This is a genomic window from Streptomyces fragilis, assembly GCF_003112515.1.
Lineage (GTDB): Bacteria > Actinomycetota > Actinomycetes > Streptomycetales > Streptomycetaceae > Streptomyces > Streptomyces fragilis.
The window spans coordinates 833,616-852,297 of the sequence record NZ_BEVZ01000002.1; the positions used below are offsets into that span (position 1 = coordinate 833,616).

Here is an 18,682-nt window from a genome sequence, read left to right on the forward strand (position 1 = left end):
TCTCAGCGCAGCAGGTAGGGCATGTCGACCGTCACGGCGCCGGTGGGACACCGGGCCGCGCACGGGCCGCAGTACCAGCACTCGTCGACGTGCATGTAGGCCTTGCCGCTGGACTCGTCGATGGCGAGGGAGTCCAGCGGGCACATGTCCACGCAGAGCGTGCAGCCGTCGATGCACTTCGTGGCGTCGATGGTCACGGGCACGTCGGCCCGTTGGGGCACCAGGGGCATGGCTGTCTCCGGGAAGGTCGTGCGGTTCGGGGTGAGGGCTACAGGGAGCGGTGGAGCCGGCCGCTCATCGCGATGCGGTCGCCGCGGAAGCGGATGAACTCCAGGTCGACCGGGCGGCCGTCGCAGAGGTGCGTGAGGCGCTCCAGCATCAGGACGGCGGCGCCGCGCGGCGCCTGCAGCACGGCTGCGGAGTGCGCGTCGGCGCTGACCGCCTCCAGGGTGATCTCGGCATGGCCGAGCGCGCGGCCGGTGACGGCCTCCAGAAGGCGGAAGACGTCGGTGTTCTCCAGGTCGGCGCCGAGCAGGGCGGTGCCGATGTCGAGCGGGATGTACGTCAGGTCGAGGGAGAGGGGGAGGCCGTTCAGGCGCCGCAGACGCTCGATGCAGACGACGTCGGCGCCGGGCGGGACGCGCAGACGCTCGGTGACGAGCGCGGGCCCGGGGATGAGGCCCACGGTGCGGACCTCGTTGGTGACGTGACCGTGTTCGTGGAGGGTCTCGGCGAGACCCATCAGACGGTCGAGTCCGTGCGGGTACTTCTCGGCGACGACCACGGTCCCGACACCGGGAAGGCGTTCCACCAGGCCCTCGGCGCGCAGCAGGTCCAGTGCCTGGCGCACGGTGTTGCGGGACACCCGGAACTCCGCGGCCAGGGCCGACTCGTGCGGGAGGGTCCCGTCCGGGCAGCCACCCGTGAGGACCTGACGGCGCAGCAGGTCGGCGAGCTGGCGTGCGCGGTCCGCGCGCAGCCGGCGCCGGGTGCGCTGGGCCGCGACGGTGGGCGCGCCCTGGCCGGCGTGGTCCCTGATGCGGTCGGTGGGTGGCATGGCCCGAACCATAACGATCCGGTGCGGGCAGTGGTGTTGCCGCAGTATTGCGCCACTTCCCGGCGCGGCGGACACCGGGATGACCTGGGCGTTCGGTGCGCGGGGGAGGAGATCTGCCGGTTCCGGCGGCGGAGGCAGGACGCGCGCCCCGGCGGCCCGACGGCCACCCGTCGGGGCGCCGGCGTCCCGGCGGGCGCTTCGAAAATTTCGCACCCGTCCCGCAGTCAAACAACCAAATCTGCAAGCAAGTTGGACGAAGGTGAGGTGCAACCCGCCCTCGATGGTGTGTAGTTTGCCCACTGCTCGACCAACACCTGTGCAACGACGCCCAGACGTATCCGAGACCCCGAGGTCCTCATACATGATCGAGATACCGGAGCTGGCCTTCGGCTGCCTGGCCGCCGGGACGGCGGGCGCGTTCGCGCTGGGAGGCGGCCTGTGGCGGTCCAGGCGTGAACAGGACCGGCTCCGGCGGGAGACGGCCGGACTGCGCCACCAGGCCGAGCAGTCCCTCCGGGCCGGGGTCGAGGAGGCCGAGCGCGTCCGCCAGGCGTTCACGGCCGAGCTGGAGCACCTCGTCACCCGGCGCATGCCGGCCGAGGCCACCCGCACCGCCCACCCGCACGTCCCGGTGCCCGGACCGGCCGGCACCGCGGGCACCGCGACCGAACCGGTACTGGAGGCCCTGCGCACCGCGATCCTGCAGGAGCGCAAGCGGGTCGACGCCGCCGCCCGCGCCGGGATGCGCGGCGCCACCCGGGAGATCCAGGCGAGCCTGTACCGCCTGCAGGACCTCCTGCACGGCCTCCAGGAACGTTACGACGACCCCGAGCTGGCGCAGGTCCTGTACACCCTCGACCACGAGAACGAGCAGTCGCTGCGCCGTGCCCAGGTCGCCGCCGTGGTCTGCGGGGCGTGGGTCGGCCTGGCCCGCGAGGAGTCGCACCTGGTCGACGCCGTCACCGGCGGGCAGGCCCGGCTGGCCGGCTACCGCCGGGTCCGGCTCCACAACCACCTGCTGCCCGGCACCGCACTGGTCTCCCACGCCGTGGAACCCGTCGCGATCATCGCCGCCGAACTCATCGACAACGCCCTGCGGCACTCCTCGCCGGAGACCTCGGTCGTCGTCAGCCTCGAGCACGTCGACAACGGCGTGACCGTGACCGTCGACGACGCGGGCGTCGGCATGTCGCCCGACGAGCGCGCCGCGGCACAGCGCATGGTGGCCGGCACCGACCCGATCATGTTCTCCGACCTGGGCGACCCGCCCCGGATGGGCCTCGCCGCGGTCGGACAGCTCACGCGCCAGTTCGACCTCTCGGTGGACCTCTCCTCGCGGTCCCCGTACGGCGGAGTGCGCGCCGTCCTGCTGGTCCACGGCCACCTGCTGAGCCACGTCGACCCGGAGCTGCGCCCCGCCGCCGCGAGCACGTCCCCCTCCACCCGCACCGGGGAGGTGCCCCGGCCGCGCCTGCCCGACGACGAGGCGGACCGGGAGCCCGCCTCCCGGCCCGCGCCCGGGACGGCCCCGGTGGCCGGCCACGAGGCCGCGACGGACGGGACGCCCGAGTCCGCCGCCGGCCACCCTGCCCCCGCCCACGACAGGCCGCAGAGCGGCGCCGGGGACCTCCCGCGCCGCCGCCGCCGTCAGGTCCAGCCGGACCGGGCGGCGCTGATCCGGCCGAGCGCGGCCGAGGCCGCCGCCCCCGCCCGTTCGCCCGAGGAGTGCGCCGCAGCCCTTGGCGCCCTCCAGTCGGCGACCGCCGCCGCCCGTGAAGAAGCGGCCCGAACCGAAGGGACCGATCCCCGATGACGAACCGCGAGACCGGTGACAGCGCGTGGGTCCTCGACCCGATCCTTGAGGTCCCGCACGTGAAGGCCGCCGTGCTGCTCACCCGGGACGGCCTGGTGTCCGGCTTCTCCGAGGCGCTCACCCAGGACTCGGCCGACCGCGTCGCCGCGATCACCTCCACCGTCCAGGGCGCCTGCCGCACCGCGGCCGCCGCGTTCGCCGACATGCCGGCCGCCCGGCTGCGGCAGGTGGTGATCGAGTCCGACCACGGCTACATCCTGGTCGCCCCCACCGACCACGGCACCTGCGTCGCCGCCTTCGGTGACCCGGAGGTCCGGCTCGACCTGCTCGGACACCGCGTGCACTCACAGGTCGCCCGGCTGGGGGAGAAGGCGATGGCCGCCGCGCCCCGCGCGGCCGAGGGCGGCGCCTCCCAATGAGGGGCCACCGAGCCGGCCGGCCGCTGGTGCCCGCCTACCTCTCCACCGAGGGGGTGGCGCGGCCCAGCCGCAACAGCCTGGAGCGCCTGTCGGTGCTCACCTCCACCGCCGGCCCGGACCCCGGTGAGCTGCCCCCCGCCCAGCACGCGCTGCGCGGCGCGCTGGAGGGCGGCTCGCTGACCGTCGTGGAGGCGGCGGCGCTGCTGCGGCTGCCGGTCTCCGCGGTCCGGGTCCTCTCCGCCGCCCTGATCGACCAGGGGCTGGTGACGGCGCGCCCGCCCGTCCCGTCCGCCGGCCAGCCCGACCACGACCTGCTGAAGAGAGTCGCCGATGGCCTCCGCGCCCTCAAGCTCTGACGTATCGCCCGCCGGGAGCCGGGTCCTCGACGACGCCGTCCGGGCCGGGGACCTCCATCTGCCCGCCGCTGCCAGGGAACTGGTGAAGATCGTCGTCGTCGGCCCGTTCGGGGTCGGCAAGACCACCCTGATCGACTCGGTCTCCGAGATCCGCCCCCTGCACACCGAGGAACACCTCAGCGAGGCGTCCGCCGCCGTCGACGACCTCGACGGCGTGCGGGACAAGCGGACCACCACCGTGGCCGTCGACTTCGGCCGGATCACCCTCGGCGAGGAGACCGTCCTCTACCTGTTCGGCACCCCGGGACAGGAACGCTTCCGCGCGCTGTGGACCGACATCGCCTACGGGGCCCTCGGCGCCCTCGTGCTCGTCGACAGCCGCCGCCTCGACGCCTCCTTCGACGTCCTCGGCCTGGTCGAGGAGTCGGGGCTGACGTACGCCGTCGCCGTCAACATCTTCCCGGACTCCCGCCGTTACCCCGAGGAGCAGCTGCGGGAGTCCCTCGACCTGGCGCCCGACACCCCCCTGGTGGAGTGCGACGCCCGGGACACCCACTCCTGCGTCGACGCGCTGCTCGCCCTGGTGGAGCACCTGATCGACCTCGACGCCCGCGCGACGGCCGGGCAGGTGCGCCGATGAGCACGTATCCCGCCCCCGCGGAGTCCTTCGAGCGCTCCGCCCCCGTGCGGCTGTGGGAGGACGGCTTCGCCGCCGACCCGCGCCGCTACTACGAGGCGCTGCGGGCCCAGGGCGCGGTCGGCCGGGCCGAACTCGCCCCCGGCGTACCGGCCTACGTGGTCACCGACCGCAAGGCCGCGCTCGACATGCTGCACGACGACAGGACCTGGACCCGCGACCCGCGCGCCTGGCAGGAGACGGTCCCCGAGGACCTGCCCGTCCTCGGCATGATGCGCTGGCGTCCCAACACCCTGTTCTCCGACGGCGCGCAGCACCTGCGCTACCGCACGGCCCTGCTCGACGCCTTCGCCCTGGTCGAGCCGCACGACCTGCGCGAGCGGGTGATCCGGGCGGTGCACGTCCTGGTCTCCCGGTTCGGGCCGAGCGGCGAGGCGGACCTGGTCCGCGACTTCGCCCGCCCGCTGATGACGCTGGTCTTCAACAGCCTCTTCGGCTTCCCCGAGGGCGAGGCCGACCGGCTCAACGACGCCATCGGCGCGCTGATGGAGGGCGGCGAGGCCGCCGCCGAGGCCGAGGCCGAGTACGGCAGGTACGTGCTGGACCTGATCGCGGCCAAGAAGGCCAGGCGCGGCGACGACCTCACCAGCCGGCTGCTCGACCACCCGCTGGAGCTCACCGTCGAGGAGGTGACCTGGCAGGTCTTCCTCACCCTGGGCGCCGGCCACGAGCCCTCCACCAACCTGGTCACCAACGCCCTCTCGCGCATCCTCGGCAACCCGGCGTACTACTCCACCCTCACCAGCGGCTCCCGCCCCGTGCGCGACGCCGTCCTCGAGGTGCTCCGCTACGAGACCCCGCTGACCAACTACGGCGTGCTCTACGCTCGCGAGCCGGTCAGCTTCCACGGCGTGTGGGTGCAGTCCGCGGTGCCGGTCGTCGTCTCGTACGGGGCGCTGGCGATGTTCGCGGAGGAGGGGCACGGCGGCGCCCACCACCCGCGCGACGCCTCCCACCTGTCGTTCGGCGCCGGCCGGCACACCTGCCCGGTCAAGCACGAGGGCCTGCTGATCGCCACGGAGGCGATCGAACGGCTCACCCAGTGGCTCCCCGACCTGGAGCCCACCGTGCCCCGTGACCGGCTGACCTGGCGGCCGGGCCCCTTCCACCGTTCCCTGGTCGCCCTGCCCGTCAGGTTCACCCCCCGCACCCCCGACCGCCCCGCCGGGCTGCCCGGCGGATTCCCCACCACCCGGACCGGAGCCCGCGCATGACCACCACGCCCACCCGTGTGCCCATCGACCCGTTCGGTTCCGACATCGTCGCCGAGAGCGCGCGGCTGCGGGCGCTGGGACCGGTCGTCCCCGTGGAGCTGCCCGGCGGCATCCCGGCCTGGGCGCCCACCGGCTACGACGCGCTGCGCACCCTGATCCTCGACCCGCAGGTCAGCAAGGACCCGCGCAGGCACTGGAGGCTGTGGCCGGAGGTCGGCGAGCACCCCGAGTGGGCGTGGGTCCTGGGCTGGATCGGTGTGGTCAACATGCTTTCCACCTACGGCAGCGACCACACCCGGCTGCGCCGCCTGGTCGCGCCCAGCTTCACCGCCCGCCGCACCGAGGCGCTGCGCGGCCGGGTCGAGGCCGTCGCCGAGGAACTGCTGGACGCGATGGAGAAGGCGGGGGAGGGCGGCGCCGTCGTCGACCTCAAGGAGGCGTTCGCCCACCCGCTGCCGATGCAGATCATCTGCGAGCTGTTCGGCGTGCCCGACCACCTGCGGCAGGACGTGGTCGAGCTGGTCGCGGCGATCATGGACACCACCGACCAGAGCGCCGAGCACGCGGCCTTCGTGCAGCAGCGGATCGGCACGGTGATCCCCGCGCTGATCGCCCACCGGGCGCGGCATCCCGGCGACGACCTCACCACCGAGCTGATCCGGGTCCGCGACGAGGAGGGCGACCGGCTCAGCGACGAGGAACTGCTGTTCACGCTGCTGCTGGTCGTCGGCGCCGGCTTCGAGACGACGGTGAACCTGATCGCCAACGCGGTGGTGGAGCTCCTGACCCACCCCGATCAGCTCGCCGCCGTCCGCGACGGGCGGCTCGACTGGGACCAGGTCGTCGACGAGGTGCTGCGCGCCCGCCCCTCCATCGCCTCCCTCCCGCTCCGGTTCGCCGTCTCCGACGTCACCGTGGGCGGCGTCACCATCCCCGCCGGGGACGCGATCCTCACCACCTTCGGCGCGGCCGGCTCGGACCCGGCCCACTACGGGGAGACGGCCGACGCCTTCGACGCGGCCCGCTCCGCCGACGACCACCTGTCCTTCGGCATCGGCGTCCACCGCTGCATCGGCGCCCCGCTGGCCCGCATGGAGGCCCGCACCGCGCTGTCCGCCCTCTTCGGTCGTTTCCCCGGTCTGAGCCCCGCCTTCGGCCCCGGAGAGCTGACGCAGGTCCCGTCCTTCATCGCCTACGGCTGGCAGTCGGTCCCGGTCCGGCTCGCGGACTGACGCCCTCGTCGTCCCACCACCCCCGGGGTACCCGCCCCGGGGGTTCTTCGTGTCCCCGGGCTGCCGGAGCCCGTCCCCCACCAGCCGTCCAGATACCCCCGGGGGTATCCGTGTTACAGTCGAACACATACCCCGGGGGGTAATTTTCCAGGAAGGGAGCGACCACGTGTTCTTCGTCGACACCATCGAGCTCGAGGGCCTCGGCAACCGGCACTACCTCGCCGGCGGCAGGCACGCCGCCGTGGCGGTGGACCCGCCGCGCGACATCGACCAGGTGCTGGCGGCCGCGGCGCGCCGTGACGTGCGCATCACCCACGTGGTCGAGACCCACCTCCACAACGACTACGTCACCGGCGGCCTGGAACTCGCCCGGATCACGGGCGCCGTCTACCTGGTGCCCGCCGGAGCGCACGTGTCGTTCGCCCGCACCCCCGTGGCCGACGGCGACACCGTGACGGTCGAGGACGGACTGGAGCTGCGGGCCGTGGCCACCCCCGGGCACACCCCCCACCACACCGCGTACGTGCTCGCCGAGCAGGGCACGCCGGTGGCCGCGTTCACCGGCGGTTCGCTGCTCATCGGCACGGTCGGCCGCCCCGACCTGGTCGAGCCGCGCCTGACCGAGCAGCTGGCCCGCGCCCAGCACGCCTCCGCCCACCGGCTGGCGGCCGAGCTCCCCGACGAGACGGCCGTCCTGCCCACGCACGGCTTCGGCAGCTTCTGCTCCTCCGCGCAGGCCGAGGGGGAGAACACCACCATCGGCCACGAGAAGAACGCCAACACCGCGCTCACCACCGACGTGGACACCTTCGTCGCCGAACTCCTCGCAGGGCTGGAGGACGTCCCCGCGTACTACGCGCACATGGGCCCGGCCAACGCCGAAGGCCCCGCCCCTGTGGACCTGACGCCCCCGGCCGTCGCGGACGCCGCGCAGATCGCGGCCCGGCTCGCGGCCGGCGAGTGGGTCGTGGACCTGCGCAACCGGGTCGCCTTCGCCGAGGGCCACGTCGCCGGGTCGTTCAACTTCGACGCGGACGGCAAGATCGCCACCTACCTCGCCTGGATGATCCCGTGGGGCAAGCCGGTGACCCTGCTCGCCGAGTCCCCGGAGCAGCTGGCCGCCGCCCAGCGCGAGCTGGTGCGGGTCGGCATCGACCGGCCCGCCGCCGCGGCGACCGGCAGCCCGCGCCAGTGGGTGCCCGAGGGCGCCGAGCTCGCGTCCTTCCCGCGCTCCACCTTCGCCGGGCTCGCCGCCGAGGACACCGACGGGATCGTCGTCCTGGACGTGCGCCGCGACTCCGAGCGGGCCGGCGGGCACATCGAGGGCTCCGTGCACATTCCCGTCCACGAGCTGCACAAGCGGCTCGGCGAGGTGCCCGCCGGCACCGTGTGGGTGCACTGCGCCGGCGGCCTGCGCGCCGGAATCGCCGCGTCCCTGCTGGACGCCGCCGGCCGTGACGTGGTGGCGATCGACGACGGTTTCGACTCCGCCGCCGAGGCGGGCCTGACCGTCGTCACCGGCTGAGACCGCCACCTCCGGCCCGGCCCGCCGAGCTGTTCCTCCCTGACTTCCCGAGGTTTGTGATGTCCCTTTTCCCTGACGGCGCGCACCGCGTCGCCGTCGACGAGGCCGAGCGATGTACGCGGGGCGCCGACGCCCCGGCCGTGCTGCTCGACGTGCGTGAGCGGGCCGAGTGGGACGCCGGTCACGCGCCCCGCGCGCTGTCCACGCCGCTGTCCGCCCTGGCGGCGGGGGCGTCGCTGCCCGCCGCGGCCCTGGGCCGGCCCCTGGTGGTGATCTGCCGCGGCGGCCACCGCTCGCGGACGGCCGCCCGGCTGCTGAACGCACGCGGCGAGCGGGCGGTGGACGTCGTCGGCGGCATGCGCGACCGGGCGGCCGCCGGACACCCGGTCGTCGACGGGCGAGGAAACGACGGCCGCCTCACATGACCGCTCTCCTCCTCGCACTCCTCGCCGGCGCGGTTGTCGGCCTGGCCCTGGGCGGTCTGGGCGGCGGCGGCAGCGTCCTGGCGGTGCCCGCCCTGATCTACCTGGCCGGCTTCGGCCCCGCCGAGGCGACCACGGCCAGCCTGATCATCGTCACGCTGACCTCGGTCACGGCGCTCGCCGGACACGCACGCGACGGCAACGTGGCCTGGCGGACGGGGCTGCTGTTCGCCGGCGCGGGCATCGTGCCCGCGGTGCTCGCGGGCGCCGCCGCGGGCCGTCTCCCGCAGGCCGTGCTCACCCTCGCCTTCTCCGCCGTCGCGGCGGGCGCGGCCCTGCGCATGCTGCGGCCCGCCCGCGCCGCGACGACCGGCGAGGCGCACCCCGCCAAGGCCGGCGCCGCGGGCGCCGGGCTCGGCGCGGTCACCGGCTTCCTCGGCGTGGGCGGCGGCTTCCTGGCCGTGCCCGCCCTGGTCGGGGTGGTGCGCCTGCCCATGCGGCGGGCGGTCGGCACCAGCCTGCTGGTCATCGTGATCAACTCGCTGGCCGCGCTCGCCGCCCGGGCCGGCGGCGGCCTGCAGCTCGACTGGGCGGTCGTCGCCCCCTTCACCGCCGCGGCGATCCTCGGCGCGTGGGACGGCAAGCGGCAGGCGAAGAAGCTCGCCGGCCCGACCCTGCAGCGCGTCTTCGCCCACCTGCTGCTCGCCGTCGCCCTGCTCATGCTCATCGACACCTTCGTCTGACCGGCCCGCACGCCCGTCGCGGCGACCGGACCCGACCACCGCCACGTTCACACCCCCGAAGGACGGCACACCCATGACCACTCCCGCCTCCCTCGACCCCCGTGAGGCCCGCTCCCGCCTGGACGAGCTGACCGTGATCGACGTCCGCACGCCCGGCGAGTACGCCGGCGGGCACCTCCCCGGCGCGATCAACGTCCCCCTCGACCAGCTCGGCCGCGCCCTGCCCGACATCCGCACCGCCGCCTCGCGCGGCGAGGTCCTCGTCGTCTGTGCCTCCGGCGCCCGCTCGGAGAACGCCTGCCGGACGCTCGCCCGGCACGGCGTGGACGTCGCGACCCTCGCCGGCGGCACCGGCGCCTGGGCCCAGCAGGGGCACGAGATCGACCGCCCGCGGCAGGGCGGCGGCGGCCGGACCTGGGCCATGGACCGCCAGGTCCGCCTCACCGCCGGCTCCCTCGTGCTGCTCGGCCTGCTCCTCGCCCTCCTGGTCCACCCGGCCTTCCAGCTGCTGTCGGCCGGCATCGCCGCCGGACTCGTCCTCTCCGCGGTGACCGGCACCTGCGGCATGGCCGCCCTGCTCGCCAGGCTCCCCTGGAACCGCCCTTGCGGGGCCGACCTCGACGCCTCCCTGGCCCGCCTGCGCAACGGCTGACCGACGGCGTCAGCGACGAGGGCGGGCCCCCGACGGGACCCGCCCTCGCCACCTGCCGCACCACCGGCCCGTCCGTCCTGACGACGCCGGACCGCCTCAGGTCAGGAACCGACCCTCCGCTTGTTCCACACGTCGAAGCCGACCGCCGCCAGCAGCACCGCGCCCTTGATCACCTGCTGCCAGTCCGTGCCGATGCCGACCAGGTTCATGCCGTTGTTCAGCACGCCCAGGACCAGGCCGCCGATGATGGCGCCCAGGACGGTACCGACGCCGCCGCTCATCGACGCGCCGCCGATGAAGGAGGCGGCGATCGCCTCGAGCTCGAAGTTCACCCCGGCCTTGGGCGAGGCCGCGTTGAAGCGGGCCGCGAAGACCAGGCCGGCCAGCGCGGCGAGCATGCCCATGTTGAGGAAGACCAGGAAGGTGACCTTCCGGTCCTTCACGCCCGACAGCTTCGCCGCCGGAAGGTTGCCGCCGATGGCGTAGATGTGACGGCCGATGATCGCGTTGCGCATCACGTAGCCGAAGCCGGCCACCAGCACACCGAGGATCAGCAGGACCACCGGGGCGCCCTTGTAACTGGCCAGGAGCAGCGTCGCGACCAGCACCGCCGCGGCCAGCGCCACCAGTTTGAGGACGAACGCCGGGGTGGGCAGCACCTCCAGGGCGAACTCGCGCTGGCGGCGCCGGTCCCGTATCTCCTGCAGCACCACTACGGCTATGAACCCGAGCCCCAGCAGCAGGGTGAGGTTGTGGTAGTTCGTCTCCGGCCCGACCTCCGGCAGGAAGCCGTTGGCGATGTTCTGCAGACCGCGCGGGAAGGGGCCCAGCGTCTGGCCCTTGAGGAAGATCTCCGTCAGCCCGCGGAACAGCAGCATCCCCGCCAGCGTGACGATGAACGACGGGATGCCCACATAGGCGATGAAGAAGCCCTGCAACGCCCCCGCGGCTGCGCCGAGCAGCAGGCACAAAAGGACCGCCAGCGGCCACGGCAGCGAGTTCTCGACCATCAGGACGGCGGCGACGGCCCCCACGAAGGCGGTCAGCGAACCGACCGACAGGTCGATGTGCCCGGAGATGATCACCAGCATCATGCCGACGGCCAGGACCAGGATGTAGCTGTTCTGCAGGACCAGGTTGGAGACGTTGCGGGGCAGCAGCAGGTCGCCCTCGGTCCACACCGCGAACAGCGCCACGATCAGACCGAGTGCGAACAGCATGCCGTACTGCCGCATGTTGCGGCGCATGCCGTCCAGCACCAACCGCACCAAGCCCACCGTGCTCATCGTTCGTCCGCCTCTCCCGCGCCGGTGCGCCCGTTTCCCTTGCCGCCGGTCCCGCTCCGGTCCGCCGTCATGCACCGCATCAGCGCCTCCTGGGTGGCCTCCGCGCGGAGGAACTCACCGGTCAGGCGGCCGGCGGCCATCGTGTGGATCCGGTCGCACATGCCGAGGAGCTCGGGCAGTTCGGAGGAGATGAACACCACCGCCTTGCCCTCGGCCGCCAACCGGTCGATCACCGTGTAGATCTCGTACTTCGCGCCCACGTCGATGCCGCGGGTCGGTTCGTCCAGGATCAGGACGTCCGGCCCGGCGAAGATCCACTTGCTGAGCACGACCTTCTGCTGGTTGCCGCCGGACAGCCGCCCCACCGTCTCGAAGACGGTGGGCGTCCGGATGTTCATCGAGGTGCGGAACCCCTCGGCGACCCGCCGCTCCTCGTGCTCGTCGACCACGCCGTGCCGGGCCACCTTGCCGAGCGCGGTCAGCGACACGTTCCGGCCGACCGTGTCGATGAGGTTGAGCCCGTAGTGCTTGCGGTCCTCGGTGACGTAGGCGATGCCGTGCTCCACGCACTCGGGCACCGTGCGGGTGCTGATCTCCCGGCCGTCCTTGAGGACCGTGCCGCCCGCGTGGCGCCCGTAGGAGCGGCCGAAGACGCTCATCGCCAGCTCGGTGCGGCCCGCCCCCATCAGCCCGGCGATGCCGACGATCTCACCGCGCCGGACCCGCAGGGACACCCCGTCGACCACCTTGCGGTGCTGGTCGATGGGGTGGTGCACGGTCCAGTCGCGGATCTCCAGCGCCGGCTCCTCCTCCTCGGCCGGCGCGGCGTACCGGGTCCGCTCGGGGAAGCGGTGGTCCAGGTCGCGGCCCACCATCCCCGCGATGATCCGTTCCTCGGTGGTCGCCGGATCCCGCACGTCCAGCGTCTCCACCGTGCGGCCGTCCCGCAGGACCGTCACCGAGTCGGCGACCCGCAGGATCTCGTTCAGTTTGTGCGAGATGATCACCGAGGTGATGCCCTGGTTCTTCAGCTCCAGGACCAGGTCGAGCAGTTTGCCGCTGTCCTCGTCGTTGAGCGCGGCGGTCGGCTCGTCGAGGATCAGCAGCCTCACCTCCTTCGCCAGCGCCTTGGCGATCTCCACCAGCTGCTGCTTGCCCACGCCGATGTCCGCGACCCGGGTCTGCGGCCGGTCCCGCAGGCCCACCCTGCGCAGCAGGTCCGCGGCGTGCCGCAGGGTCGCGGTCCAGTCCACGAAGCCGCGCCGGGCGTGCTCGTTGCCGAGGAAGATGTTCTCCGCGATCGACAGGTAGGGCACCAGCGCGAGCTCCTGGTGGATGATGACCACGCCGCGCCGCTCGCTGGCCCTGATGTCGCGGAAGCGGCACGCCTCCCCCTCGAAGAGCACCTCTCCCTCGTAACTCCCGTGCGGGTGCACGCCGGAGAGGACCTTCATCAAGGTCGACTTGCCGGCGCCGTTCTCACCGCAGATGGCGTGGACCTCACCCCGCCGTACGGTCAGGTTGACGTCGGACAGCGCCGTCACCCCGGGGAAGGTCTTGCCGATGGAACGCATTTCCAGGACGGGTCCCGCCACGGGCCGTCTCCTTTCCTGCCCGCGCCGTCACTTGAGGTCGGCCTCGGTGTAGTAGCCGCTGTCGACCAGGACCTTCTTGTAGTTCGAGACGTCCACGCTGACCGGGTCGAGGAGGTAGGCGGGCACCACCTTGGCGCCGTTGTCGTAGGTCTCGTCGTCGTTGACCTCGGGCTTCTCGCCCCGCAGCACGGAGTCGACCATCCCCGCGGCGAACGTGGCCAGTTCACGGGTGTCCTTGAAGACGGTCTGGGTCTGCTCGCCCGACACGATCGACTTCACCGACGCCACCTCGGCGTCCTGGCCGGTCACCACCGGCAGCGGCTTGGACTTCGAGCCGTAGTCGTCGGACTTCAGGGCCGAGAGGATGCCGATGGAGATGCCGTCGTAGGGGGAGAGCACCGCGTCCACCCGCTCGGACTTGTACGCCGAGGTCAGCAGGTCGTCCATGCGCTTCTGGGCGGTGCCGCCGTCCCAGCGCAGGGTGGTGACCTGGTTGAGCTCGGTCTGGCCGGAACGGACCTTCAGCTGCTTCTTGTCGATGTAGGGCTGCAGCACCTTCATCGCGCCGCCGAAGAAGTACTTGGTGTTGTTGTCGTCGTTGGAGCCGGCGAACAGCTCGATGTTGAACGGGCCCTTCTTCGAGCCGTCGGCCAGGCCGAGCTTCTCGACGATGTAGGTGCCCTGGAGCTCGCCGACCCGCTCGTTGTCGAAGGAGGCGTAGTAGTCGACGTTGGGGGAGTTGAGGATCAGACGGTCGTAGGCGATCACCGGGATGTCGGCGTCGGCGGCCTGCTGCAGCACGTTGTCCAGCGACTTGTTGTCGATGGCGGCGACGACGAGGGCCGACACGCCCTGGGTGATCATGTTCTCGATCTGGGCGACCTGGGTGTCCGGGTCGTCCTCGCCGTAGACCAGCTGGGTCTTGTAGCCCAAGCCCTTCAGGCTCTTCACGACGTTGCCGCCGTCGGCTATCCAGCGCTCGGAGGACTTCGTCGGCATGGCGATGCCGATGGTGGCGTCCTCGGCGCCGCCCTTCTTCTCCTCGCTGCCGCCTTCGCTGTCCTGCCCGCAGGCGGTCAGCAGCAGGGCGAGAGCGGCGGCGGTGGCGAGTGAGGCTCCGCGCATGCGCATGGGCGTCCATCCTTGGTTCGTGTCGGTGGGGTCAGCCGCAGGGACCGGTCAGTGATGCGCCGTCAATTGTGAGCGCTCACAGTACTGCCGGCCGCGCCATGCGGACAGGTCTCGGTCCGCTCCTTCACGGATCTTCCTCCAGCGGCGCGCAGAGCACGGCGAAACCCCCGCTCCGCCGTGCGCGGAAGCGGGGGTCCGCAGGAGCGGGCGGCCGGCTTAGATCACCTCGTGCAGCTCGGCCTCCATCCGTGACGCCTCCTCGTGGCGGGCGACGGCCTGGGCGAGCAGTGTCCGCAGTACGTAGGCGAACAGCGCGACCCCGAGGACGGCCAGGCCGATCCCGCCCATGATGACGGTGACGCCCGGATCCTCCCGCTGCGCGGGCGCGTTGAGGGCCGTGACGGTGAACCACAGGGCCGACGCGGCCACCACGGCCCCGATCACGCCGTCCACGTACCGGAAGGCCGCGTCGGAGAAGACGGTCCCGCGTCGCGCCATCGTCACCAGCCGCCAGACGCAGACCGCGGCGACCTGCGCCGTCACCATGCCCACGATGGTGACCAGGCGCAGCGGGGTGAGCGGGAGCGCCCCCTCCTCCGGGTCGTGGCCCAGCGCCCACACCATCCCGGCCTGCACGAACACGGTGCCGGCGAGCACCACCACGAGCACGGCGCGCAGCGCACCCACGGTCAGCTTTCCCATTCCTGTCCCTCCATCGATTCGCGATGGGAATCTATCGATTCTCGATATGCATAGCAAGGGGTGCGTGCCAGGCGGGCGTGGCGCGATCAGTGGGGAAGAGCTCGGTTGTGAGCGCTAACAGTCGAGGGGTCCTGAGCTCGGGGAAGGTCGTGTCCCGCGTTGTCCGACTCCCGCGTCACTGGAAGCGGTTCCGGCCCGCCCGGCGCAGGACTATTGCACCGCTCCGTGTTAGCGCTCACACTGGCTGCCGAACGCCGGACCCCACGCCGGGCGCCCCCACGGGCGCCGTTACCGGTGTGGCCGCCGCACGTCCCCGACAGGGGCGATCCCCCCACCGAACCGGCTCCGCCGAACGCCTCCGGCGGGGCGGGGCCGCTACCCCAGGAGGAACACATGGCATCCGAGAAACCGTTGCGCGCGCGCCTGTTATGGCGGTGGCGGCGAGGGACGGTCGGAGCGGCCGTCGCGGCCCTGCTCGCCGGGATGTGCCTCGCGCTCGGCAGCACTCCCGCCTCGGCCGCCACGGTCGACACCGGCGCCACGTACGTCCTCGTCAACCGCGCCAGCGGCAAGGCGATGGACGTGTACAACCTGGCCACCAACGACGGCGCCCGCATCGTGCAGTGGGCCCGCAACGACCAGGCGCAGCAGCAGTGGCAGTTCGTCGACTCCGGCAACGGCTACTACCGGCTGAGGTCGAAGCTCTCGGGCAAGGTGCTGGACGTGTACAACTGGTCCACCGCCGACAACGGCCAGGTCGTCCAGTGGCCCGATCTCAACGGCGCCAACCAGCAGTTCCGCCTCGCCGACTCCTCCGACGGGTACGTGCGGCTGATCAACCGCAACAGCGGCAAGGCGATCGGCCCGCAGAACGGCTCCACCGCCGACGGCACGAACATCGTCCAGTCCACCGACACCGGAGCGGGCCACCAGCAGTGGCAGCTGGTCAAGGTGGGCGGCACCACCACGCCGCCGGACGGCACGTGCTCGCTCCCCTCGACCTACCGGTGGAGCTCCTCGGGCGTCCTGGCGCAGCCGAAGAACGGATGGGTGTCGCTGAAGGACTTCACCGCCGTGAAGCACAACGGCAAGTACCTGGTCTACGGGTCGAACGTGGCGGGGTCCTCGTACGGCTCGATGGCGTTCAGCCCCTTCACCAACTGGTCCGACATGGCGTCGGCCGGCCAGAACGGGATGAACCAGGCCGCGGTCGCGCCGACGCTCTTCTACTTCGCGCCGAAGAACATCTGGGTGCTGGCCTACCAGTGGGGCCAGTGGCCGTTCATCTACCGCACCTCGAGCGACCCCACGAACCCCAACGGCTGGTCCGCGCCGCAGCCGCTGTTCACCGGCAGCATCTCCGGCTCCGACACCGGCCCGATCGACCAGACGCTGATCGCCGACGACCAGAACATGTACCTGTTCTTCGCCGGTGACAACGGCAAGATCTACCGGGCGAGCATGCCGATCGGGAACTTCCCCGGCAACTTCGGCTCGTCGTACACGACCATCATGAGCGACACCAAGGCCAATCTGTTCGAGGCCGTCCAGGTGTACAAGGTGCAGGGCCAGAACCAGTACCTCATGATCGTCGAGGCGATGGGCGCCAACGGCCGCTACTTCCGCTCCTTCACGTCCTCCAGCCTGAGCGGCTCGTGGACCCCGCAGGCCGCCAGCGAGAGCAACCCCTTCGCGGGCAAGGCCAACAGCGGCGCCACCTGGACCAACGACATCAGCCACGGTGACCTGGTCCGCAGCAACCCCGACCAGACCATGACCATCGACCCCTGCAACCTCCAGCTCCTCTACCAGGGCAAGTCGCCCACCGCGGGCGGTGACTACAACCAGCTGCCCTGGCGGCCGGGCGTGCTCACCCTGCAGCGCTGACCGGCCCGGTCCACGCCCCGGACCCTTCCGTCCTCGTGCGGAAGGGCCCGGGGTCCCGGCCGTTCACCGGGCGTGGGCCCGCGCGCGGCCGAGGTTCACCCCGCTGGCGATGATCCCGATGTGGCTGAAGGCCTGCGGGAAGTTGCCCATGAACTCGCCGGTGGACGGGTGGATCTGCTCCGAGAGGAGTCCCGTCGCGCCGGCCCGGGCGCACAGGGAGGCGTACAGCTCCTCGGCCTCCTCCAGCCGGCCCTGGCCGGCCAGGTTGTCGACCAGCCAGAAGCTGCACAGCACGAACGCGCCCTCGTCGCCGGCGAGACCGTCGGGACACTCGTCGTGCAGGTAGCGGTACAGGAGTCCGCCGCCCGCCGACAGGCGCGTCGCCACCGCGGTCGCCGTCGCGACCATCCGCGGATGGTCCACCGGGACGACCCCGCGCAGCGGCAGGGCCAGCAGGCCGGCGTCCAGGGCGCCCCCGCCGGACAGCGCCACGCTGAGGGTGCGCGCCCCCTCGTCCCAGGAGTCCTCGAGGATCCGCCGCCGCAGCTCGTCGGCCGCGGCCCGCCACACGTCGACGCGTCCGGGCAGTCCGTGCCGCTCGGCGATCCGCACCGCCCGGTCCAGCGCCACATGGCACAGTCCCGCCGAGTAGGTGAAGACGCCGCCGTCGTTGCGCACCTCCCAGATGCCCTGGTCGGGCTGGTGCCAGGCGGTGGCCGCCTGGTCCGCCAGGCGGGCGAGGCTGGACCAGAGGGCCGGCTGGATCTCCCCGCCGGCCAGCAGCCACTGGTCGGCGCAGTCGAGGATCTCGCCGTAGACGTCGTGCTGACGCTGGTCGGTCGCGGAGTTCCCCCAGCGCACGGGGGCCGAGCCCCGGTACCCCTCGAGTTCGGGGTCCACCGACTCCTCCCGGACGGGCAGTCCGTCGAGGGTGTACATGATGCGGGGCCGCCCGCTCTGCTCGAAGGCGTCGAGCACCCACCCGAGGAACGCGTCGGCCTCGCCCCGGAAGCCGATGCGCCGCAGCGCGAAGACGGCGAAGGCCGCGTCCCGGATCCAGGCGTAGCGGTAGTCCCAGTTCCGGATGCCGCCGACGGGAGCCGGCAGCGAGGAGGTGGGTGCTGCGACCAGCGAGCCGTTGGACCAGTCGTCGCACATCTTCAAGGTGATCGCGGACCGCCGCACCAGCGGCTCCCCGGGCCCTTCGTACACGCAGTGGGTCATCCAGCGGCGCCACGCGTCACCGGTCGCGGAGAGCATGGCGTCCGCGTCGAAGCGGTGGTGACGGTGGAAGCGGCCCCAGGACAGGACCAGGTCGAGGCGGTCGCCCTCCCGCAGGTCGTAGCTGTTGCGCGGGCCCTCCAGGGGGAGGTTGCAGCGCAGGTGGAGCCTCAGCCCGGGTTGCCGGTACGGCCGCAGTTCCACCCCGCTGAACAGGGCGCGCGCCTGCGCCCCGCCCCGCGGTTCCAGGTCCGCCCGCAGCCGGACCCGGCCGGACAGGACCCGCGCGGAGCGCACGAGTTCGGCACGCCCGCCCGGGGCGTCGTCGTCGAGGTCCGCGCCCTGCCGCAGCGTCAGGGCGTCGGTGAGCCGGACGAGGCCCTCCAGGGTGCGCAGTTCGGTGACGAGCACCCCGGTGTCCTCCACGTACCACTGCCGGGCCTCGACGAGGTCGTCGGGCCGGACGGTGAAGTGCCCACCCCGTTCGTGGTCCAGGAGGCCGCAGAACAACGGCGTCGAGTCGAACCGGGGCAGGCACATCCAGGAGATCGACCCGTCGAGTCCCACCAGGGCCGAGGTCGTGCCGTCGCCGATCAGCCCGAGGTCCTCCAGCGGCGGGTAGCCGCCGCGTCGGCGGATCGGCCGGAACGGTGGGTCGGGGTCGTACATGAGGTCTCGTTCCTCCCCGCGGCCGTGGGCGTGGTCCAGCACCCTCGGGCCCACGCTCGCA

At 72.5% G+C, this 18,682-nt stretch carries 18 protein-coding genes; 11 read left to right on the plus strand and 7 right to left on the minus strand.

Translation table 11 applies throughout. The features are described from left to right. Nucleotides 1-2: 2 nt before the first annotated feature. Nucleotides 3-230: a 4Fe-4S dicluster domain-containing protein gene (locus Sfr03f_RS05655; protein ID WP_108952569.1), complete on the minus strand. Its 228-nt coding sequence runs from the start codon at nt 228-230 to the stop codon at nt 3-5. Nucleotides 231-268: 38 nt separating this feature from the next. Next, a complete protein-coding gene (locus tag Sfr03f_RS05660; RefSeq protein WP_108952570.1) occupies nt 269-1,057 on the minus strand; it encodes a GntR family transcriptional regulator in 789 nt (262 codons plus the stop codon). 361 nt (nt 1,058-1,418) lie between these two features. Between Sfr03f_RS05660 and Sfr03f_RS05665 the strand changes: the two genes are divergently transcribed. The 10 genes from Sfr03f_RS05665 to Sfr03f_RS05710 all read left to right on the plus strand — a co-directional run bounded on the left by Sfr03f_RS05665 (nt 1,419) and on the right by Sfr03f_RS05710 (nt 10,130). Beyond that, the gene (locus tag Sfr03f_RS05665; protein ID WP_108952571.1) at nt 1,419-2,870 is read left to right on the plus strand and encodes an ATP-binding protein; all 1,452 of its coding nucleotides are present in this window, start codon (nt 1,419-1,421) and stop codon (nt 2,868-2,870) included. Then, complete coding sequence (locus Sfr03f_RS05670) at nt 2,867-3,289, plus strand: roadblock/LC7 domain-containing protein (RefSeq protein WP_108952572.1); 423 nt, start codon at nt 2,867-2,869, stop codon at nt 3,287-3,289. Before Sfr03f_RS05665 ends, Sfr03f_RS05670 begins: the two co-directional genes overlap by 4 nt. Beyond that, nucleotides 3,286-3,645 (plus strand): DUF742 domain-containing protein, encoded by a 360-nt coding sequence (locus Sfr03f_RS05675; protein ID WP_108952573.1) that lies wholly within the window; start codon nt 3,286-3,288, stop codon nt 3,643-3,645. Before Sfr03f_RS05670 ends, Sfr03f_RS05675 begins: the two co-directional genes overlap by 4 nt. Next, complete coding sequence (locus tag Sfr03f_RS05680) at nt 3,620-4,285, plus strand: GTP-binding protein (protein ID WP_108952574.1); 666 nt, start codon at nt 3,620-3,622, stop codon at nt 4,283-4,285. The genes Sfr03f_RS05675 and Sfr03f_RS05680 overlap by 26 nt, the downstream gene beginning before the upstream one ends. Continuing rightward, nucleotides 4,282-5,556 (plus strand): cytochrome P450 family protein, encoded by a 1,275-nt coding sequence (locus tag Sfr03f_RS05685; RefSeq protein WP_108952575.1) that lies wholly within the window; start codon nt 4,282-4,284, stop codon nt 5,554-5,556. The genes Sfr03f_RS05680 and Sfr03f_RS05685 overlap by 4 nt, the downstream gene beginning before the upstream one ends. After that, nucleotides 5,553-6,788: a cytochrome P450 family protein gene (locus Sfr03f_RS05690; RefSeq protein WP_108952576.1), complete on the plus strand. Its 1,236-nt coding sequence runs from the start codon at nt 5,553-5,555 to the stop codon at nt 6,786-6,788. The genes Sfr03f_RS05685 and Sfr03f_RS05690 overlap by 4 nt, the downstream gene beginning before the upstream one ends. A gap of 166 nt (nt 6,789-6,954) precedes the next feature. Next, entirely contained in the window at nt 6,955-8,313 is a 1,359-nt protein-coding gene (locus Sfr03f_RS05695) for an MBL fold metallo-hydrolase (protein ID WP_108952577.1), read from the plus strand. Between the two features lie 59 nt (nt 8,314-8,372). Further along, nucleotides 8,373-8,738, plus strand: coding sequence for a rhodanese-like domain-containing protein (locus tag Sfr03f_RS05700; RefSeq protein WP_108952578.1), 366 nt, complete (start codon nt 8,373-8,375; stop codon nt 8,736-8,738). Further along, nucleotides 8,735-9,478, plus strand: coding sequence for a sulfite exporter TauE/SafE family protein (locus tag Sfr03f_RS05705; protein ID WP_108952579.1), 744 nt, complete (start codon nt 8,735-8,737; stop codon nt 9,476-9,478). The genes Sfr03f_RS05700 and Sfr03f_RS05705 overlap by 4 nt, the downstream gene beginning before the upstream one ends. A gap of 73 nt (nt 9,479-9,551) precedes the next feature. Further along, a complete protein-coding gene (locus Sfr03f_RS05710) occupies nt 9,552-10,130 on the plus strand; it encodes a rhodanese-like domain-containing protein (RefSeq protein WP_108952580.1) in 579 nt (192 codons plus the stop codon). 101 nt (nt 10,131-10,231) lie between these two features. On the opposite strand, the gene mmsB is transcribed toward Sfr03f_RS05710, so the two are convergent. The 4 genes from mmsB to Sfr03f_RS05730 all read right to left on the minus strand — a co-directional run bounded on the left by mmsB (nt 10,232) and on the right by Sfr03f_RS05730 (nt 14,844). Beyond that, on the minus strand, nt 10,232-11,416 hold the full coding sequence (mmsB, locus tag Sfr03f_RS05715) for a multiple monosaccharide ABC transporter permease (protein WP_108952581.1): 1,185 nt from the start codon (nt 11,414-11,416) through the stop codon (nt 10,232-10,234). Next, on the minus strand, nt 11,413-13,011 hold the full coding sequence (gene mmsA / locus Sfr03f_RS05720; protein ID WP_108952582.1) for a multiple monosaccharide ABC transporter ATP-binding protein: 1,599 nt from the start codon (nt 13,009-13,011) through the stop codon (nt 11,413-11,415). The genes mmsB and mmsA overlap by 4 nt, the downstream gene beginning before the upstream one ends. Before the next feature lie 27 nt (nt 13,012-13,038). Beyond that, nucleotides 13,039-14,142: a multiple monosaccharide ABC transporter substrate-binding protein gene (gene chvE / locus Sfr03f_RS05725; RefSeq protein ID WP_108952583.1), complete on the minus strand. Its 1,104-nt coding sequence runs from the start codon at nt 14,140-14,142 to the stop codon at nt 13,039-13,041. Between the two features lie 216 nt (nt 14,143-14,358). After that, a complete protein-coding gene (locus tag Sfr03f_RS05730; RefSeq protein ID WP_108952584.1) occupies nt 14,359-14,844 on the minus strand; it encodes a DUF2975 domain-containing protein in 486 nt (161 codons plus the stop codon). Between the two features lie 393 nt (nt 14,845-15,237). Here Sfr03f_RS05730 and Sfr03f_RS05735 point away from each other — a divergent pair, with 393 nt between their 5' ends. Further along, entirely contained in the window at nt 15,238-16,731 is a 1,494-nt protein-coding gene (locus Sfr03f_RS05735) for a non-reducing end alpha-L-arabinofuranosidase family hydrolase (RefSeq protein WP_108952585.1), read from the plus strand. A gap of 63 nt (nt 16,732-16,794) precedes the next feature. On the opposite strand, the gene Sfr03f_RS05740 is transcribed toward Sfr03f_RS05735, so the two are convergent. Further along, a complete protein-coding gene (locus Sfr03f_RS05740; RefSeq protein ID WP_108952586.1) occupies nt 16,795-18,621 on the minus strand; it encodes a glycoside hydrolase family 15 protein in 1,827 nt (608 codons plus the stop codon). Nucleotides 18,622-18,682 lie beyond the last annotated feature (61 nt).

What these genes read in the sequence shown, in the direction of transcription:
- Sfr03f_RS05660 (WP_108952570.1), bottom strand. Translation starts at nt 1,057, where the DNA reads ATGCCACCCACCGACCGCATCAGGGACCACGCCGGCCAGGGCGCGCCC.
- Sfr03f_RS05740 (WP_108952586.1), bottom strand. Translation starts at nt 18,621, where the DNA reads ATGTACGACCCCGACCCACCGTTCCGGCCGATCCGCCGACGCGGCGGC.
- Sfr03f_RS05730 (WP_108952584.1), bottom strand. Translation starts at nt 14,844, where the DNA reads ATGGGAAAGCTGACCGTGGGTGCGCTGCGCGCCGTGCTCGTGGTGGTG.
- mmsB (WP_108952581.1), bottom strand. Translation starts at nt 11,416, where the DNA reads ATGAGCACGGTGGGCTTGGTGCGGTTGGTGCTGGACGGCATGCGCCGC.
- chvE (WP_108952583.1), bottom strand. Translation starts at nt 14,142, where the DNA reads ATGCGCATGCGCGGAGCCTCACTCGCCACCGCCGCCGCTCTCGCCCTG.
- Sfr03f_RS05690 (WP_108952576.1), top strand. Translation starts at nt 5,553, where the DNA reads ATGACCACCACGCCCACCCGTGTGCCCATCGACCCGTTCGGTTCCGAC.
- Sfr03f_RS05665 (WP_108952571.1), top strand. Translation starts at nt 1,419, where the DNA reads ATGATCGAGATACCGGAGCTGGCCTTCGGCTGCCTGGCCGCCGGGACG.
- Sfr03f_RS05710 (WP_108952580.1), top strand. Translation starts at nt 9,552, where the DNA reads ATGACCACTCCCGCCTCCCTCGACCCCCGTGAGGCCCGCTCCCGCCTG.
- Sfr03f_RS05685 (WP_108952575.1), top strand. Translation starts at nt 4,282, where the DNA reads ATGAGCACGTATCCCGCCCCCGCGGAGTCCTTCGAGCGCTCCGCCCCC.
- Sfr03f_RS05655 (WP_108952569.1), bottom strand. Translation starts at nt 230, where the DNA reads ATGCCCCTGGTGCCCCAACGGGCCGACGTGCCCGTGACCATCGACGCC.
- Sfr03f_RS05670 (WP_108952572.1), top strand. Translation starts at nt 2,867, where the DNA reads ATGACGAACCGCGAGACCGGTGACAGCGCGTGGGTCCTCGACCCGATC.
- Sfr03f_RS05675 (WP_108952573.1), top strand. Translation starts at nt 3,286, where the DNA reads ATGAGGGGCCACCGAGCCGGCCGGCCGCTGGTGCCCGCCTACCTCTCC.
- Sfr03f_RS05680 (WP_108952574.1), top strand. Translation starts at nt 3,620, where the DNA reads ATGGCCTCCGCGCCCTCAAGCTCTGACGTATCGCCCGCCGGGAGCCGG.
- Sfr03f_RS05735 (WP_108952585.1), top strand. Translation starts at nt 15,238, where the DNA reads ATGGCATCCGAGAAACCGTTGCGCGCGCGCCTGTTATGGCGGTGGCGG.
- Sfr03f_RS05705 (WP_108952579.1), top strand. Translation starts at nt 8,735, where the DNA reads ATGACCGCTCTCCTCCTCGCACTCCTCGCCGGCGCGGTTGTCGGCCTG.
- Sfr03f_RS05700 (WP_108952578.1), top strand. Translation starts at nt 8,373, where the DNA reads ATGTCCCTTTTCCCTGACGGCGCGCACCGCGTCGCCGTCGACGAGGCC.